This is a genomic window from Streptomyces sp. NPDC014882, from assembly GCF_043081325.1.
GTDB lineage: Bacteria > Actinomycetota > Actinomycetes > Streptomycetales > Streptomycetaceae > Streptomyces.
The window spans coordinates 893,576-910,892 of the sequence record NZ_JBIBWL010000001.1; the positions used below are offsets into that span (position 1 = coordinate 893,576).

The 17,317-nt window shown below is 74.2% G+C and carries 15 protein-coding genes; 9 read left to right on the top strand and 6 right to left on the bottom strand.

Translation table 11 applies throughout. From position 1 onward, the window contains the following. Positions 1 to 408: 408 nt before the first annotated feature. Complete coding sequence (locus tag ACF09K_RS03995; RefSeq protein WP_392241037.1) at positions 409 to 1,263, top strand: rhomboid-like protein; 855 nt, start codon at positions 409 to 411, stop codon at positions 1,261 to 1,263. Here the strand turns inward: ACF09K_RS03995 and ACF09K_RS04000 are convergent. Then, the gene (locus tag ACF09K_RS04000) at positions 1,260 to 1,922 is read right to left on the bottom strand and encodes a GNAT family N-acetyltransferase (RefSeq protein ID WP_392240866.1); all 663 of its coding nucleotides are present in this window, start codon (positions 1,920 to 1,922) and stop codon (positions 1,260 to 1,262) included. The two genes, ACF09K_RS03995 and ACF09K_RS04000, sit on opposite strands and share 4 nt — an antisense overlap. A 176-nt stretch (positions 1,923 to 2,098) precedes the next feature. Here ACF09K_RS04000 and lon point away from each other — a divergent pair, with 176 nt between their 5' ends. Beyond that, entirely contained in the window at positions 2,099 to 4,522 is a 2,424-nt protein-coding gene (gene lon, locus ACF09K_RS04005; RefSeq protein ID WP_392240867.1) for an endopeptidase La, read from the top strand. Between the two features lie 234 nt (positions 4,523 to 4,756). Continuing rightward, on the top strand, positions 4,757 to 5,320 hold the full coding sequence (locus tag ACF09K_RS04010; protein WP_392240868.1) for a MarR family winged helix-turn-helix transcriptional regulator: 564 nt from the start codon (positions 4,757 to 4,759) through the stop codon (positions 5,318 to 5,320). Between the two features lie 73 nt (positions 5,321 to 5,393). Here the strand turns inward: ACF09K_RS04010 and ACF09K_RS04015 are convergent, their stop codons facing one another. Then, positions 5,394 to 6,179, bottom strand: coding sequence for a protein phosphatase 2C domain-containing protein (locus ACF09K_RS04015; RefSeq protein ID WP_392240869.1), 786 nt, complete (start codon positions 6,177 to 6,179; stop codon positions 5,394 to 5,396). A 368-nt stretch (positions 6,180 to 6,547) separates the two neighbouring features. Between ACF09K_RS04015 and ACF09K_RS04020 the strand changes: the two genes are divergently transcribed. Genes ACF09K_RS04020 through ACF09K_RS04045 form a run of 6 tightly spaced genes read left to right on the top strand, consistent with a single transcriptional unit; the run spans position 6,548 to position 13,781 of the window. After that, positions 6,548 to 9,433, top strand: a complete 2,886-nt coding sequence (locus ACF09K_RS04020; protein WP_392240870.1) for a nitrate- and nitrite sensing domain-containing protein — start codon at positions 6,548 to 6,550, stop codon at positions 9,431 to 9,433. Then, complete coding sequence (locus ACF09K_RS04025) at positions 9,430 to 9,933, top strand: roadblock/LC7 domain-containing protein (RefSeq protein WP_392240871.1); 504 nt, start codon at positions 9,430 to 9,432, stop codon at positions 9,931 to 9,933. The genes ACF09K_RS04020 and ACF09K_RS04025 overlap by 4 nt, the downstream gene beginning before the upstream one ends. Then, positions 9,930 to 10,361 carry a DUF742 domain-containing protein gene (locus ACF09K_RS04030; RefSeq protein ID WP_366057136.1) on the top strand — a complete coding sequence of 144 codons (432 nt, stop codon included), beginning with the start codon at positions 9,930 to 9,932 and terminating at the stop codon, positions 10,359 to 10,361. Before ACF09K_RS04025 ends, ACF09K_RS04030 begins: the two co-directional genes overlap by 4 nt. After that, positions 10,342 to 10,989 (top strand): ATP/GTP-binding protein, encoded by a 648-nt coding sequence (locus ACF09K_RS04035; protein ID WP_392240872.1) that lies wholly within the window; start codon positions 10,342 to 10,344, stop codon positions 10,987 to 10,989. The genes ACF09K_RS04030 and ACF09K_RS04035 overlap by 20 nt, the downstream gene beginning before the upstream one ends. 13 nt (positions 10,990 to 11,002) lie before the next feature. Further along, on the top strand, positions 11,003 to 12,256 hold the full coding sequence (locus ACF09K_RS04040; protein WP_392240873.1) for a styrene monooxygenase/indole monooxygenase family protein: 1,254 nt from the start codon (positions 11,003 to 11,005) through the stop codon (positions 12,254 to 12,256). Positions 12,257 to 12,311: 55 nt separating this feature from the next. Further along, positions 12,312 to 13,781 (top strand): hypothetical protein, encoded by a 1,470-nt coding sequence (locus ACF09K_RS04045; RefSeq protein ID WP_392240874.1) that lies wholly within the window; start codon positions 12,312 to 12,314, stop codon positions 13,779 to 13,781. Here ACF09K_RS04045 and ACF09K_RS04050 read toward each other — a convergent pair. From ACF09K_RS04050 to ACF09K_RS04065, 4 genes are all read right to left on the bottom strand, one after another. Next, positions 13,754 to 14,944, bottom strand: a complete 1,191-nt coding sequence (locus ACF09K_RS04050; protein ID WP_392240875.1) for an NlpC/P60 family protein — start codon at positions 14,942 to 14,944, stop codon at positions 13,754 to 13,756. The two genes, ACF09K_RS04045 and ACF09K_RS04050, sit on opposite strands and share 28 nt — an antisense overlap. 185 nt (positions 14,945 to 15,129) lie before the next feature. Then, entirely contained in the window at positions 15,130 to 15,447 is a 318-nt protein-coding gene (locus tag ACF09K_RS04055) for a hypothetical protein (protein ID WP_392240876.1), read from the bottom strand. Positions 15,448 to 15,461: 14 nt separating this feature from the next. Then, positions 15,462 to 16,112, bottom strand: a complete 651-nt coding sequence (locus ACF09K_RS04060; RefSeq protein WP_392240877.1) for a TetR/AcrR family transcriptional regulator — start codon at positions 16,110 to 16,112, stop codon at positions 15,462 to 15,464. Positions 16,113 to 16,218: 106 nt separating this feature from the next. Continuing rightward, positions 16,219 to 17,157: a diiron oxygenase gene (locus tag ACF09K_RS04065; protein ID WP_392240878.1), complete on the bottom strand. Its 939-nt coding sequence runs from the start codon at positions 17,155 to 17,157 to the stop codon at positions 16,219 to 16,221. Between the last annotated feature and the right edge of the window lie 160 nt (positions 17,158 to 17,317).

The window sequence follows — 17,317 nt, forward strand, 5'->3', positions numbered from 1 at the left end:
GGACGCAGGGGTGTTCGGACGGGGGAGATCGGGGTAGGCGCGGTTGACGTCCGCCGGTACCGCCGGTGTCCGAGGGGCTGCTGCGGCCCGACCGCCGCGTGGCGTCGGACACGGGCGGGGGCGTCCCGGGGAGCGAAGGATGCGGGGGAGCGGAAGGAGCGCCTCACGGTGGAACGCACGCCGACCGCTACGGCGGCATCGCCCGGCCCGACCGGTACGGCGGCGTCGCATGGTTCGCCCGCTGCGGCGGCCTCGCCGGGTTCGCCCGGCCCGTCCGGCCCGATCGACCTGGCCGACGCACCCAGTCCGTCCGGCCCCCTCAGTCCGTCCGGCCCGACCCGCCCGTCCGCCCTGACCGGCCTGCCTGGTCAGTCCGGCCCGGCCGGCTTGCCCGGCCCGTCCGGCCCGATCGGTCTGGTGGCCGGCGCATCCGGCGCATCCGGCCCGTCCGGCTCGTCCGGGTCCCTCCCCGACGGCCCCGGCCTCCTGGACGGCGTCCCCCGTCGGCGGGCGGCGGTCGGCCCCGGCCGGAGCGGTCCGTCCGCGTCCGGGCTCCCGGCCCCGGCGCGCGAGGGGTCGCGCCCGCGCCCGTGGCGCCTGCTGCCGACCCCCACCGGCACCCCCTTCACCTTCTTCTACGCCCTCGTCCTCGCCGTCACGTCGTACGTCACCGCGCACGCCGACCCCGCGCTCGTGCGGAGCCTGCACGAGAACTCCAGCACCGATGTCGCGCACCTGCTGCACGCCCCGGTGCCGGTGCTGGCGGCCAGCGCGCTGTGGGTGGCCGGGGGGATCGCGTCGCCGTTCGTGCCCGGCTTCCTGCTGGTCCTCACCGCGTTGGAGCGGCGCGTCGGAGGCGTCCGTACGGCCGGCGTCTTCCTGCTCGGGCACGTCCTGGCCACCCTGGCGACCGAGATCCCGGTGGGCCTCGCCGTCCTCGTGGGTCACCTTCCGGACAGCTCGCTGCACCGCCTCGACTACGGCGTCAGCTTCGGCGTCGCGGCGAGCGTCGGCGCGCTGGCCGGTCTGCTGGCTCCCTGGCCGCGCCGGCTGCTGCTCGTGGTGTCCGGGGGGACGCTCCTGAGGGACCTGCTCGCCCTCACGGACCCGCTGAGCAACTGGGGCCACCTGATCGCGCTGGCGACAGGCGTCGCGGTCTGGCCGTGGGTACGGCGCCGGGGGAGCGGTGCGCGTGAGTGGTGCGTCCGAGCGGCGGGGGACGGGTGCCCCGGTGCCCGTGGCACGCGCGCGTGGCGCGGCTAACCGGCAGCCTCGCCGGTCCCCGTGAACTTCGCGCTGGTCAGCGGCGCCGTCACCGTCCATCCCAGTGACTCGTAGAGGGCCCGGCCGGCCGGGGTCCCCGCCAGGACGCCCGTCTCCGCGCCCTCCGCGGCCGCCCGCTCCGCCAGCAGGCGCACGACGAGGCCGCCCAGGCCGCGGCGCCGGTGCGCGGGCGCGGTCTCGACCTGGTCGACCACCGCCGTGGCGCCGGTCGGGGCGACCTGGCCGCGGGCCGCGAAGGAGCCGTCGGGCGCGGTGACCAGGACGCGGGTGACGCCGCCGCGCGTCCAGCGGCTCAGGCCGTAGCCGTCGGGCACGCGCGTGTGCCCCGTCCGGGCCGGCAGCGGCGCGGTCATCAGCCAGCCGGGCTCGGGATCGGTCCACCAGCCCTCCCCGAGCCAGTCCCCGACCAGCGCCGGGTCCTGGAACACCTTCAGCCACACACCGGCCCCCCGCACGCCGTCCGCGACCCCGCGCACGGTCTCCTCCTCGACGCCGTCGCCCACCGCCGCGAGGACGTGCCGCGACACGTGCGCCGGCTGCCCCACGTCCACGGTGAACCCCCACGGCTCCCGCACGGGCGGGGCCGCGCCGCGCGACACGACCCAGCCGTCCACCCATGCCCGTACGACACCGTCCACGAAGTCTCCCGTAATGGTCTCTCGCGCCATTGAGTTATTACCGCAAGCCTGTGCGGTCGCCCGTCGGCGGCGGCGCGAGTGATCGCTGACAGCGAACGGCGGTCGGAGCGGGGAACATTCGGAGACTCACGTGCATTGAGTCGGCATAACTCAACTTGACTGCCTAAGGGGAGATCATGGCTGCTGAGTCCGCAGCGTTCACACCGCTCGCCCTGCCCGTGCTGCCGCTCGACGACGAGGTCGTGCTGCCCGGGATGGTGGTTCCGCTCGACCTCAACGACAACGACGTGCGCGCCGCGGTCGAGGCCGCGCAGGCCGCCGCCCGGTCCGAGCCCGGCAAGCCCAGGGTCCTCCTGGTGCCGCGCATCGACGGGTCGTACGCGGGCACCGGCGTGCTGGGCACGGTCGAGCAGGTCGGCCGGCTGGCCGACGGTGACCCGGGCGCCCTGATCCGAGGCCGCGGCCGCGTGAGGATCGGCGCCGGCACCACCGGACCCGGTGCGGCGCTGTGGGTCGAGGGGACGATGATCGACGAGAGCGCGCCCGATCCGCTGCCCGGCCACGTCGCCGAGCTGGTCAAGGAGTACAAGGCGCTCGCCACCGCCTGGCTGCGCAAGCGCGGCGCCTGGCAGGTCGTCGACCGGGTCCAGGCCATCGACGACGTCTCCGCCCTCGCCGACAACTCCGGCTACTCGCCGTTCCTGACCACCGAGCAGAAGGTGGAGCTGCTGGAGACCGCCGACCCGGTCGCCCGGCTCCGGCTCGCCACCCGCCGGCTGCGCGACCACCTCGCCGAGCAGGACGTCGCCGAGACCATCGCCAAGGACGTCCAGGAAGGCGTCGACAAGCAGCAGCGGGAGTTCCTGCTCCGCCGCCAGCTGGAGGCCGTCCGCAAGGAACTGCGCGAGCTGAACGGCGAGCAGGAGGGCGAGGAGTCCGACGACTACCGCGCCCGCGTGGAGGCCGCCGACCTGCCCGGGAAGGTGCGCGAGGCCGCCCTCAAGGAGGTCGACAAGCTGGAGCGGTCCAGCGACCAGTCCCCCGAGGGCTCCTGGATCCGCACCTGGCTGGACACCGTCCTGGAACTGCCGTGGCACGAGCGGACCGAGGACGTCTACGACATCCGGGGCGCCAGGGCGGTCCTGGACGCCGAGCACGCCGGTCTGGAGGACGTCAAGGAGCGGATCACCGAGTACCTCGCGGTGCGCAAGCGGCGCAGCGACCGGGGTCTCGGGGTCGTCGGCGGCCGGCGCGGCGGCGCCGTGCTCGCGCTCGTCGGCCCGCCCGGCGTCGGCAAGACCAGCCTCGGCGAGTCCGTGGCCCACGCCATGGGCCGCAAGTTCGTCCGCGTCGCCCTCGGCGGCGTGCGCGACGAGGCCGAGATCCGCGGCCACCGCCGCACGTACGTCGGCGCGCTGCCCGGCCGGATCGTGCGCGCGGTCAAGGAGGCCGGGTCCATGAACCCGGTGGTCCTGCTCGACGAGATCGACAAGGTGGGATCGGACTTCCGCGGCGACCCGGCGGCGGCCCTGCTGGAGGTGCTGGACCCGGCGCAGAACCACACCTTCCGGGACCACTACCTGGAGGTGGAGCTGGACCTCAGCGACGTCGTCTTCCTGGCCACCGCCAACGTCCTGGAGGCCATCCCGGAGGCGCTCCTCGACCGCATGGAGCTGGTCCGCCTCGACGGCTACACCGAGGACGAGAAGGTCGTCATCGCCCGTGACCACCTGCTCCCGCGCCAGCTGGAGCGGGCGGGGCTCGCCGCGGACGAGGTGACCCTCGAGGAGGGCGCGCTGCGCAAGCTGGCCGGCGAGTACACGCGCGAGGCCGGCGTGCGCACCCTGGAGCGGTCCGTCGCCCGGCTGCTGCGCAAGGTCGCGGCCCAGCACGAACTGGGCGAGCGGGAGCTGCCGCTCACCGTCCGCGAGGAGGACCTGCGCGAGCTGATCGGCCGGCCCCACCACGTGCCCGAGTCCGCCCAGGACCCGGCCGAGCGGCGCACCGCGGTGCCGGGTGTCGCCACCGGGCTCGCGGTCACCGGCGCCGGCGGCGACGTCCTCTTCGTCGAGGCGTCCCTGGCCGACCCGGAGACGGGCGCCGCGGGCCTGACCCTGACCGGTCAGCTCGGCGACGTGATGAAGGAGTCGGCGCAGATCGCGCTGAGCTTCCTGCGCTCGCACGGCGCCGAACTGGAACTGCCGGTCGCCGACCTGAAGGACCGGGGCGTGCACATCCACTTCCCGGCGGGCGCGGTCCCCAAGGACGGCCCGAGCGCGGGCGTCACGATGACGACGGCACTGGCGTCGCTGCTGAGCGGACGGCTCGTGCGCACCGACGTGGCGATGACCGGCGAGGTCTCCCTCACCGGCCGCGTCCTGCCCGTCGGCGGGGTGAAGCAGAAGCTGCTCGCCGCGCACCGGGCGGGTGTGACGACCGTCGTCATCCCCAAGCGCAACGAGCCCGACCTGGACGACGTCCCCGCGGAGGTGCTGGAAGGGCTCGACGTCCACGCCGTCACCGATGTCCGCCAGGTGCTGGAGCTGGCGCTGGCCCCGGCGGCGAACGGGGCCGTGCCGGAGGTTCCGGTCGCCGCGTGACGCCGGTTCCTGCCGCGGGCCCGGCCCGCGCGGGGACCGGACGAGGGAAGGCCCGGGTCTCGTGAGGGAGGCCCGGGCCTTCGCCGTGCGTGGTCCCGGCCGGTGGACGGGCAAGGGCGCAGGAGGTCGGAAGACGCCGGAGGCCCGCGCCTGCGAAATACTTGGGAGAGCCGCGGCAACGGCGGGAACGGGCGGGAACCCTCCCGCACGGGAGACCTGATCAGGAGTGCTGACGTGCACGAGGACGGAAACGGCGACGGACGAGGGAGCACTCCCGGGGTGCCGCCGGGCGGTGCACCCCGGGTGTCACCGGATGACGCCCCCGAGGTGCCGCCGGGCGGTGCACCCGAGGTGTCGCCGGGCGGTGCGGACCGGGAGTTCCTCTCCCTGGAGCGGGAACTGACGGTGCTGCTGCGCCGCGCCCGCGCCAACCAGGGCGAGACGGCCCGCGAGGTCCACCCCGACCTGGAGCCCGCCGCCTACGGCCTCCTCGTCCGGCTGGAGGAGCTGGGCCGGCAGCGCGCGACCGAGCTGGCCGCCTACATCGGCGTCGGCAAGGCCACCATGTCCCGCCAGCTGCGCGCCCTCGAACAGCTCGGGCTGGTCACCCGCGAGCCCGACCCGGCCGACGGACGGGCCTGGCTGGTCGCCCTGACCGAGGAGGGCCGGACCCGGGTCGGCCGCGTCCGCGAGGCCCGCCGCGCGCGGTACGTCAGCCAGCTCGCCCACTGGGACCGCGGCGCCGTCGCCGAACTGGCCCGACTGCTGCACGAGTTGAACCAGGGCATGGCCAAGTAGGACCGCGCCGGGGCTCGCGCGGCATGCGGGCGGGGACCCGCGCGGCACCCTGGCGGGGGCCCGTGCGGGCGGTTCAGAACTCCACGTAGACGGCCGTGGCGTCGTCATGGGTCTTGGCCCGCCCCAGGAACACCCGCTCCGCGTCCGCCCGTTCCAGCTCGCGCACCCGCTCCACCACCGCCCGCGGACCCCGCCCGGCGACGTGGGCGAACAGGTCCGTCCAGTCGCCCTCCCGGAACATCTCCACCCAGCGGGTGACCCCGTCGCTCAGGGCGGCCAGCGCCGCCACGCCCCCGCGCGGGACGGAACCGGTCACCGCGCGGGCGGCCACCGAGGGATCCGCCGCGGCCGTGAAGAAGCCGCCCTCCCGGTTGCGGGCGCGCGCGTCGCAGATCTCCGCGCTGGCCAGCAGGGCCCGCGGCACCCGGTCGAGGCGGTCGTCGCGGACCGCCGTGACCGTCCCGTCGGGAGAGGCCAGCAGGAGGACCGCGTCGGACAGCACCAGGTAGTCGACCCGCTCCGGCGACCAGCGCGCCACGGCCACGGTCGCCTGCGGGGTGCGCGGGTGAGAAAGGTCACAGGTTCCGGCGTGCGCCTCGGCGGTACGCGTGAGGGCGCGGCTCAGCGCCTCCGCCAGGGGAACATCCGGGAGGGAAACGGTCAGTTCGGTCAGGGCGCCCCCCAGCCGCGCGGTGAACCAGGGGACCGAATGCAGACAGCCCGAGCTCCCCGCGGGCGGCGTCACCCCGTCCAGGACGACCAGCGCACCGCCCTGTCCGGAGGCGGGAAGCCCGACACCGGCGAAGTCCTCGTTGGGCCGGCCTCGGTCACCGGGCTCCGACACAAGTTCCGTACGCATCCGGCCAGTCTGCACGAGCCCTTCACGCCCTCCCCGAAAGGCCCGCAACGCCTGCCGGGCCGGTGCGCCCGCGCAGGTCAGACGCCTGTTTTGGGCGGTAATGAAGCACTCCGGGAAGGCGTGGCGGCGAATACTGCCAAAGGCTGCCGCCCACGTCCAACCGGCCCGCCGGACACCGCCGTCGCACACGCCGGGGGAACTTGCCCGCCAACTCCCCTCCGATGTTCACTCCTTCGGGTGGCGGGGCAGGCGATGCGCGACCCCTGCCCACCGGCACTGGGAGGGTCGGGAACCGTACCGGACAGGACGCGCCAGTTGACGGCGTGTCATCCGGCCCATGGGTACACGAGTCAGGAATGCGAGCACCGGTGCAGAAGACGCGGCCTCGGCGCCCAGGCGGCAACACGGCCTCCGAGGGGGGCGCGGAGCGCACCCCCGTCGGCAAGGGCCGCCCCACCCACGTACGCAACCGGCTGATCGTCGCGGCGGCGGTCGTCGCCGCCGCCATCGCCGGCGCGGGCACACCCGGAGTCCTCGACGCCTCCGGGCGGTTGAAGGACTCCCAGGACCTGGTCACCCTGGCGGAGCAGACCCAGGACGCGCTCGCGCTCGCCCAGGCGCTCGCCGACGAGCGCGACGAGGTCACCGTCTACGTCGCGGCCGGCCGGACCAAGTCCAAGGCGCCCTCCCCGGAGGGCAGCGCCCGCGTGGACCGGCAGGTGCGCGAGCTGACCGCCGGCACCGACACGCCCGCCGCGCTCCGCAAGGACCTCGGCGGCATCGCGACCGTGCGCCAGGAGGCCCTCACCGGCCGGAGCACCGCGCTCCAGGCCCACCAGGCCTACTCCGAGGCGATCACCGCCCTGCACGGCCTGGCCGAGCTGCTCGCCGAGCGGATGCCGCCCCGCGCGGGCTCCGGCGCGTACGCCCTCGCCGAACTGGACACCGCCGTCCAGCAGGCCGCCGCGACCCGCGGACTGCTGCTCGCCGCACTGAACGTGCCCACGTCCACCGAGAGCGTCTACGACCCCGTCACCGGCGGGACCTCCACCGAGAAGGTCTCCTCCGACGCCGACACGGAGCGGCGCGACGCCCTGGCGGCCGCCGCCCAGCAGGCCCGCCTGCGCTCCGACGCGTCCCTCGGCGCCTTCCGGGAGAACGCGCCGGACCAGGCCGTCGAGTCCTACGACTCCACGGTCACCGGCACGGACGTCGAGGCGGCGGAGAAGTACCTCGCCTCCCTCACCGACCAGCCGGAACTGAGCGACGACGACCTCGAGACCAGCACCAAGAAGCTCGACGCGGCCCTCGCCGCGCGCGTCGAGCTGATGCGCGGCACCGAGTCCGCCCTCTACGACCGCCGCACCAAGGACCTCGCCCGGCTGCGCGACGACGACGTCACCGCGCTGGAGATCCGCATCGCCCTCCTCGGCGCGCTGATGCTGCTGGCCGTCGGCATCGCCACCGCCATGGCCCGCAGCCTCACCCGCCCGCTGGCCGTCCTGCGCATCGGCTCCGCCCGGCTGGCCGGCGCCGAGAACCCGGCGGCCGAGGAGCCGGTCCGGTTCACCGGCCGCAACGACGAGTTCGCCCAGGTCGTCCGTTCCGTCAACGCCCTCCACGAGCACGCCGTCGCCCTCCACGAGCGCGTCACCACCCTGGAGTCCGACCGCAAGCACCTCGTCGGACAGCGCCAGCGGATGGCCGACGCCCGCGAGGCGCTGCGCGCCGAACTCGCCGACTCCGCAGCCCAGCTGGACCGGCTGCGCGGCAGCATCGGCGGCACCTTCGTCAACCTCTCGCTGCGCACGCTCGGCCTCGTCGAACGCCAGCTCGCGGTCATCGAGGGCCTGGAGGAGCGCGAGCAGGACCCCGACCGGCTGGCCACCCTCTTCAAGCTCGACCACTTCGCCACCGTCATGCGCCGGCACAGCGAGAACCTCCTGGTCCTCGCCGGCACGGAACACGTCCAGCAGCACGCCGGCCCCATCCCGCTGGTCGACGTCGTCCGCGCCGCCGTCAGCGAGATCGAGCGCTACGAGCGCGTCCGCATCTCCGCGCTGCCGCCGCACGCGCACGTGGCGGGCTTCGCCGCCGACGACCTCAGCCACCTGCTGGCCGAGCTCATGGAGAACGCCACCTCGTCCTCCCCGCCGGACCTGCCCGTCGAGGTCTCCGGCTGGCTCCTGGAGAGCGGCGAGGTCATGCTCTCCGTCCAGGACGAGGGCATAGGCATGACCGAGGAGCGCCTGACCCGCCTCAACGCGCGCCTCGCCGAGTTCGCCCCGGACTCGCCGTACGAGCAGGAGGGCGAGGAGGGTCTCGGCCTCGGGCTGTACGTCGTGGCGCGGCTCGCCCACCGGCACGGGGTGCGCGTGCAGCTGCGCGAGCAGAAGACGGGCGGGATCGCGGCCGTCGTCGTCCTCCCGACGCCCCTGCTCGCCACCTCGCCGACCGCCGAGGTCGCCGCGCCGGCCCAGGGTTCCGGCACGCACGCCTTCGCCCTGCCCGGCGCGGACGCGGAGGCCAACTCCAACGTCCTGCCCGGCCGCCCGAAGCCCGGCGGCGACCCGCTGGTCGAGGCCGCCGAGCGGGCCGTACGGGCGGCGGAACCGCAGACGCCGGCCGAGACGACGATGGAACTCCTCATCCCGGCGGACACGGACGCGGACGCGGACACGGATGCCGGCGTCGAAGCCGACACCGTTGCGGACGCGGACGTACACGCCGGACGGGAGACGGCCCCGGCTGCCGCCGCACCGGCCGTCACCGAACCCACCGCCCCCGCACCGGAGGCCGGCCCCACCGCCGAACCGGAGGCGGCCCCCGGACCGGAGGCCGGTCCCACCGCCGACGCGGAGGCGGCCCCCGAACCGGAACCCGCACCCGCACCCACCCCCGCACCCGTCCCCACGCCCACCCCCGCCCCCGAGACCGCCGAAGGCGGCGACCGGGCGGAGCACACCCGGACCCCCGACGCCGTGGAAGACGTCGTCACCGACAAGGGTCTTCCGAAGCGCACTCCCAAACTGACCTCAACCACCCCGGCCCCCCGCCGGCAGAGCGGGTCCGTGGACGCCGACGCCCTCCGCCGCCGCCTCGGCGGCTTCCGCCGGGGGGCGGAGGCCGGATATCGCGACGTGGAGGCGGAGATCGCCGAGCAGACGGCCCGGAACAAGGTCCCGTCTCCCCACGAAGCACACGCACACGCCGCAGAAGACACGGGGGGCACAGTCGAGGAGGCAAGCAGTTGACCGCGTCCAGTACCTTCGGACTGAGCAGTGAAGCCCGCAACCTGCACTGGCTGCTGACGAACCTCGTGGAGGAGGTGCCCGGCATCCAGTCCGTCGCCGTCGTCTCCTCCGACGGCCTGCTCCTGCTCTCCTCGGACCCGGGCCGCCACGACGCGGCACGCGAGTCCCTGGGAGCCAAACCCGCCGGCCCGCGCGGTTCCGCCGCCGACCTGGCCACCATCGTGTCCGGCATCGGCAGCCTCACCATCGGCGCCGCCAAGCTCATCGGGTTCGGCGGGGTCAAGCACACGATGATCGCCATGGACGAGGGCAGCCTCTTCGTGATGTCGATCAGCGACGGCTCGCTGCTCGGCGTGCACGGCTCCGCCGACTGCGACATGAACGTGGTGGCCTACCACATGGCCCTGTTCGTGGGCCGGGCCGGACACGTCCTGACCCCCGAACTCCGCGGCGAACTGCGCAGATCCCTGGAGTCGGAGACCACGGGGAGCGGCCGATGAGCACGGCGCCGCAGAACCGCAGGCAGCAGCTCCCCGTCCGGGGCGGCGACCGCAGGCCGGCCCGCGTGCGCCCCTACTCGCTGACCGGCGGCCGCACCCGCTTCGGTCACGTCCTCCTCGTCGAGACGTTCGTGGCGACCACGGCCGAACTCGAGGCGCCCGAGGAGCGCAAGGAACTGACGAACGGCTCCCTCACCACCCGGGTCATGCCGGAGATGCGGGCCATCGTCGAACTGTGCCGCCGGATGCGTACGGTGGCCGAGATCGCCGCGCTGCTGAAGATGCCGCTCGGCGTGGTCCGGGTGCTCCTCAGCGACCTCGCGGACCAGGGAAAGATCCGTGTGTACGGCACCGGGACCGGTCACGGTACGGGCCGTCCCGACCGCGCTCTGCTGGAAAGGGTGCTGAGTGGACTCCGTCGTCTCTGACGCCGACACCCCCTTCGGTGTGTCCCCGCTCCTCGACGAACCGGACGAGGAACTGAAGTCCTGGCAGACGGACCGCACGCGGGCCCCCGTCGCCACGAAGATCGTGGTGGCCGGGGGCTTCGGCGCCGGCAAGACCACCCTCGTCGGCACCGTCTCGGAGATCACGCCCCTCACGACCGAGGCGCTGATGACCGAGGCCAGCGAGGAGACCGACGACCTCACCGGCACCCCGGACAAGGTCACCACCACCGTGGCCATGGACTACGGCCGCATCACGCTCGACGACGACCTGGTGCTCTACCTCTTCGGCACGCCGGGCCAGCAGCGGTTCTGGTTCATGTGGGACGACCTGGTGCGCGGCGCGATCGGCGCCGTCGTCCTCGCCGACACCCGCCGGCTCAAGGACTGCTTCCCCGCGCTCGACTACTTCGAGAGCTGCGGGCTGCCCTACGTCGTGGCCGTCAACCACTTCGACGACAGCGAGCTGTTCGAGCCGGAGGACGTGCGGGAGGCGCTGACCGTCCCGCAGCACATACCTGTCATGATCATGGATGCGCGTCGCCGGATCTCCGTGATCGAGACCCTCCTGGCCCTGGTGGGCCACGCGCTCGACGAAACCCCCGAGTAGGAGACAGCCCCGCATGCGGAAGATACTCGTCGTCGGAGCCGGCCAGTCCGGCCTCCAGCTCGCCCTCGGCCTCCAGTCGCACGGGTACGAGGTCACCCTGATGTCCAACCGGACCGCGGACGAGATCCGCGCCGGCCGGGTGATGTCGACGCAGTGCATGTTCCACACGGCCCTCCAGCACGAGCGCGACCTCCAGATCAACTTCTGGGAGCAGCAGGCCCCGAAGATCGAGGGGCTCGGCGTCTCGGTGGCGGCCCCCGGCTCGTACGACCCGGGACCGACCCAGCGCGCCATCGACTGGCTGGGCCGGCTCGACGGGTACGCGCAGTCCGTCGACCAGCGCGTGAAGATGGCCGGCTGGATGGAGACGTTCGCGCAGCGCGGCGGCCAGCTGGTGATCCACGGCGCGGCGGTCGGCGACCTCGACTACTTCTCCCGCGCCTACGACCTCGTGCTCGTCTCGGCGGGCAAGGGCGAGCTGGTGCAGATGTTCGGCCGCGACGCGTCCCGCTCCCCGTACGGCGAGCCGCAGCGCGCCCTCGCGGTCGCCTACGTGCACGGCATGAAACCCCGCCCGGAGCACCCGGACACGGAGGCGGTCCGCTGCAACCTGGTGCCCGGCGTCGGCGAGATGTTCATCATGCCGACCCTCACCACCTCCGGCCGCGCCGACATCCTGTTCTGGGAAGGCATACCCGGCGGCCCGCTGGACGTCTTCAAGGGGGTCAAGGACCCGTCGGAGCACCTCGCCCTGACCCTGGAACTCATGAAGAAGTTCCTCCCCTGGGAGTACGCGCGGGCCACCGAGGTCGAGCTGACCGACGCCGGCGGCACCCTCGCCGGCCGCTACGCCCCCACCGTCCGCAACCCGGTCGGCCGCCTCCCCGGCGGGGGCCTGGTGCTGGGCGTCGCCGACGTCGTCGTCGCCAACGACCCGATCACCGGCCAGGGTTCCAACTCCGCGTCCAAGTGCGCGGCCTCCTACCTCGCCTCGATCCTCGAGCAGGGCGAGAAGGAGTTCGACGAGGCGTGGATGCAGGCGACGTTCGACCGCTACTGGGACACCGCCCGGCACGTCACCAAGTGGACGAACACGATGCTCGCCCCGCCGCCGGAGCACGTCCTGGGCCTCATCGGCGCGGCCGGCGCGCTCCAGCCGGTCGCCGACCGCTTCGCCAACGGCTTCAACAACCCCGCGGACTTCGAGAACTTCTTCTACGAGCCGGAGAAGACGGCCGCCTACCTGGAGACGGTCGCCGGGGCCTGACGGCCCTCGACCGGGTGACCGCGGCGGCCGTCCGGGGCGGTGGCATACTCGCGCGATGCCGAAACTCACCGACCGGGTCTTAGGCCCGCGCCGCACCGCGATACGTTCCTTCCACGAGACCGAGCGCAACCTCGTGGGAGTGAACGGACCGGACGTGCCGCCCCACAACGAGACCGGCGTGATCGGCTGGGGCACCTCGTGGCGCATGCAGGGGCATCTGCTGATGGCGGAGCGCACCGGCCGCCCCGCCTACGCCGAACGGCTCGCCGAGCTGATCGACCAGGTCCTGCGGGCCCGCGACGACGTGCGCGGCGTGCGCGACTTCCGGGGCCGCAGCCTGCCGGTGTGGAGCAGCGCCCACAAGTTCACCGCCGCCTCGGCCGTCCTGTGCGACACGGACGGCCGGCCCGCCCTGGAGGTCACGGTCTGCCCGCCGCACGCCAGGACCGCGAAGGTCACCGTGGCGGCGGACGGCGACCGGCACTTCCGCATCACCGTGACCGGTCCCGACCGGGCGGACGTGGACGTGACGGGGCTCAGCCTCGACCCGCTGGACGAGCGCCGGGCCGACCGGGTCGTGTACGCCGCGTACGAGCAGCGCACCGCGGTCACCGCCCGGCTCGTCCCGCGCGACCGGCCGGCGCCCGGTCCCCGGCGCCCGCGCCCCGGCACCTTCGCCGTGCGGCCCGCCACGGTCTCGCTCGCCGCCCAGACCGGCATGATCACCTACCCGATGGCCGGGCTGGCCCGGCTCGCCCGCGACCGCCCGGACGCCGTGCCGGCGTCGGTGCGGCGCCGCCTCGACGGCTACCTCGACGCGGCGGACCGCGCGCTGCGCGCGCACGACGAGCAGTGGGGGACGACGGACGACGGACGCGGCTTCTACCGCTGGCTGCCCGACGAGCCGGTCTCCTTCGCGGGTGCCGAACTGCCCACCAACGAGTTCCTCGCGATGGGCCGTGCCGCGGTCCAGCTCGCCGTGGTCACCGGTGAGGACCGCTGGCGCGAACGCGCCGCCGCCATGGCCCGCGCCCTGCACGGCGACCTCGCCGTCACCGACGGCGTGGCGACCTGGCCGTACTGGCCGGGCTTCGGCCGGGTGCACCACGGGTGGCGGGCGACCGGTTCGCCGAAGACGGACGGTTCCGACGTCCGCCCCTCCTACCGCGCGGTCACCGTGCCCGAGGACGTCACGCACGCCCTCATCGACCTCGACTTCCTGTGCCTGTACCACGACGCCCCCGGTCTGCCCGAGGTCTTCACCCGGGCCGACATGCGCGCCGTGGCCCGCACCTTCACCCGCAACGCGGTCGATCGCCGTGGCCGCGCCCCGCGGCTGCGCCACGACGTCGGGGGCGGGGGCCGCCGCGGCACCGACCGCGAGCAGGCCTACGTCGCCGCCTGGCTTCCGCTGCGCCGCTGGTCCCGTGAGGTGCCGCGGCTCGTCCGCGCCGTCCGGCCGCCCGCTCCGCCGCTTCCCCTGATGGGCGTGGACACCTACTGCGCGGCCCTGCTGGCCTCCTGACGTCCGGAAGGGGCCTCGCCGTCGGGAGCCGGGAGGCCGCCGGTGACGTCATCGCCCTCGTCCGAACCGTCCGTCGCGGTCTCCGGGAGGACGGGCGGATCGTACCGGGGACCGGCCGGCTCCCGCGGGTCCGGGCGCACGGCTCCGAGGATCGGGTTGGCCGCGATCGGGGACACCTTCACCGCGGCCCCCGGCCGCGGAGCCTGCACGACCCTCCCGCCGCCCAGGTAGATCGCGACGTGCGTGGCCTCGGGGAAGTAGACGACCAGGTCGCCGGGGCGCAGTTCGTCCAGGGGGACGTGCTCGAGTTCGGCCCACTGCTCCTGGCTGGTGCGGGGGATGGGGGAGCCGGCGGCCCGCCAGGCCTCGGAGGTGAGGCCCGAGCAGTCGTAGGACGCCGGGCCCTCCGCGCCCCACTCGTACGGCTTGCCGAGCTGGCGCACGGCGTAGCGCACCGCGCGGCCGCCCTCCTCGGACGGGTTGCGGTCGTCGCTCAGCGCGCCGGACGCCATGATCTCGTCCTGGGCCTCGGCGACGCCGTCGCGTTCGAGGCGGGCGAGGGCCGCGAGCTGGCCGGCGGTGAGGGAGGAGAGGAGTTCCTCCACGTCGTCCAGCCGGCGGCGCACCGCGTCGCGTTCCTTCTTCCGGCGCTCGGTGAGGGTGAGCTGCGCGTCGAGGGCGGCGCGGGCCCGGCGGGCGAGGCCGTCGGCCTCGCGTTCGCCGTTCTCCAGCCGCCCCACCGTCTCCACCCGCTCGCGCGCCAGCCGGCCGATCACATGGCCCTGGTCGAGGGCGCGCTGCGGGTCGCGGGCGAGCAGCAGCCGTACGTAGGGGGAGAGGTCGGTGCTGGTCTGGTACTGCCGGCTGGCCAGCCGGCCGGCCGCGCCCCGGCTCTCCTGGAGGGACAGGCGGGTCCGGGCCAGCGCCGCACCGAGCCGGTCGGCCTCGGCCCGGCGCTCCTCGAGCTTCTCCTCGGTGGCGTTGTAGGTCTCGGTGGCCTGTTCGGCCTGCCGGTACAGCTTCTGAAGGTCCGTCAGCAGTTCGGCCACCGACCGCTCGCCGCCCGCAGGCGGTTCCGGTACGGCCGCGGCGACCCCGGGGGTCAGCAGCGCCTGCGCGGCCAGCGTCGTCGTGCACACCAGACGCAGCAGTCTTCCTGACACGTCATCACCTCCGCTGCGGGGGCGGCCCGTCCGCCCCGCACGGCGAGCATCGGGTGCGTGTGCGGATCCCGCGCGCCGGGTGTGGGCGGTTCGGCGCAACGGGGTCACCCGTCGGCGTCCTCCCGGTCACCGCACGGCGTGGCGCCGGGCTCCGGTCCTCACGGTGTGACGCCGGGCTCCGGCCCTCACGGTGTGACGTCGGGTTTCGGTCCCTCCGGCGCGGCGTCGGGCCCGGCGGCCGGCTTCGACCACGGCCACTTCGGCCGGGTGTCCTTGCGGCCGCCCTCCGGGTCGTAGGCGTACTTCCAGCCCCGTGTCAGGCCGAGCTTCCCGCCGGATCCGCGCGGCACGCGCCGGTAGACGAGGACGGCGGGCGGGCCGCCGGCGGCGTCCGGCACCGGGATGCGGTACGTCTTCGGCGGGTGGCCGGTCGGGCCCAGCAGCACGGGGAGGACGCGGCCGTCCATGGGGCCGCCCTCGAAGGGGGTGTCTTCGCTCTTCACGGCACCAGTGTCGATCAGGTCTCCGCCGCGAGCGCACCACGGAGCAGCTCGGCGGTCTGGGCGTCCCGCTCCGCGGTCACGGCGAGGACGGCGACGAACTGGTCGACCAGCCAGTCCCGCAGCTCGTCGGCGGGCGGCTGCTTGTCCTCGTCGAGCCAGATCAGCGAGGCCGCCTCGACCGCCGTGATCCACATCCGGACGGTCATCCGCAGCCGCGGGCCGGGTTCGGCCACGTCCAGGTGGCTGTAGATCCGCTCGGCCGCGGCCCGCCGCACGCCGTCCACGATGGCGGTCGTACGGGAGGTCTCGACGACGCTGCCGCCCTGGAGGAGGGCGCTGAAGCCGGCGTCGTGCCGGCCGACGAAGGTGAGGTAACGGTCCAGGGCGCGGCCGAGCCGGGGGATCGGCGGTCCCTCGTGGGGCTCGTCGAAGCAGTGCCGCAGCTCGTCTGCGGCGGTCCGCAGCGCGGCCTCGTACAACTGCTGCTTGCCGCCGGGGAAGTACCGGTACACCAGGGGCCGGGAGACCCCGGCGGCCTCGGCCACGTCGTCCAGCGAGACGTCCTCGGGGACGCGGTGCGCGAACAGCGACAGGGCGGCCTCCAGCAGCTGGCTGCGGCGCTCCTCGACGCTGAGGCGACGGTAGGCGGGGGCGGCGGGGCTCATGACGTGCAGCGTAATCGCCCGCCCCCGCGGGGCGCCCCGGCGCCTTTCGCCTCTCGTCCGGATCAGGCCGGGCTCGCGCGGTCCGGCCTGATCCCGGCGAAGGACCCTAGGCCAGCAGCCCGGAGGACTTCCACAGCCGCCGTCCCACCCCGCGCAGCACGCCGATGTCGTCGAGGAAGTCCGTCAGGCGCTTCGCGCCGGTCTGCATGACCTCGCGGCGGTGGCCGCTGGCCTTGACCTGGGCGAGCGCCTCCCGCTTGTCCAGGCCGACGTTGGTGTAGACGTCGGGGTTCACGAAGGCCACCGAGAACACCCGGGCGAACTCGCCGGAGGTCACCCGCGTGAACTCCTGCGACCACCTCGGCGCGGTCACCATCTGCCGGCGCAGCTCCTCACGGGCGTACCGCACGTGCCGGGCCTCCTCCACCACGTGGATGCGGGTGACCCCCCGGATCAGGGTCTGGACCCGCTCGTCGGGGAAGGTCAGCCGCTGCATCCAGTCGAGGATCTCCTCGCCGAGCAGGGTGGCCGTGAAGGAGCCGGGCGTGGTGGAGACGGTCTTGAACAGGCGGCCGAGGTGCTGGTGGGCGCGGCTCACCGGGTACCAGGGGGTGCCGCCCTGCGCGATCAGCCGGGCGAACATCTTCGAGTGCCGGCACTCGTCCTCGATCTCGGTGAGCGCGTACCGCACGTGCGCGCTCGTCGCCGCCTTGTCGTAGATGTGCCGGCACAGCAGCTGCATCAGGATGATCTCGAACCAGATGCCGAGCGAGGCGAGCGCGGCGGACTCGTGCTGGGACAGCAGGATCCGCTGCTCCTCGCCCATCCTCTTCCACAGCGGGGTGTCGTACAGCGACACCAGCTCCGGCGGCCAGAACCACTTGCCCTCCTCGAAGGGCGCGTCCCAGTCGAGTTCCCGGTCCGGGTCGAAGGAGTGCTTGGCGGAAGAGGCGAGCAGCCGCTCGGCCACCTGCTCCCGGTCCTTGAGCAGTCCGAGCGCGTCGCGCAGGCCGTCCAGCGCGTCGGCTTCCGTCAGGGTCGTCATGGCTGATCCACCTCGTCGTACGGGGCCGGTACGGGGTCGTGCGGGGGTTACCGGCGGTTCACTCGCCCAGTACTCTTATGAGACTGCCTGTCAGCAAGCCCGTCAATCCCCCGGGCGGAATTCGTCGGCCCCGCGTCCGCCCCGTGCACGCGTGGGGCAC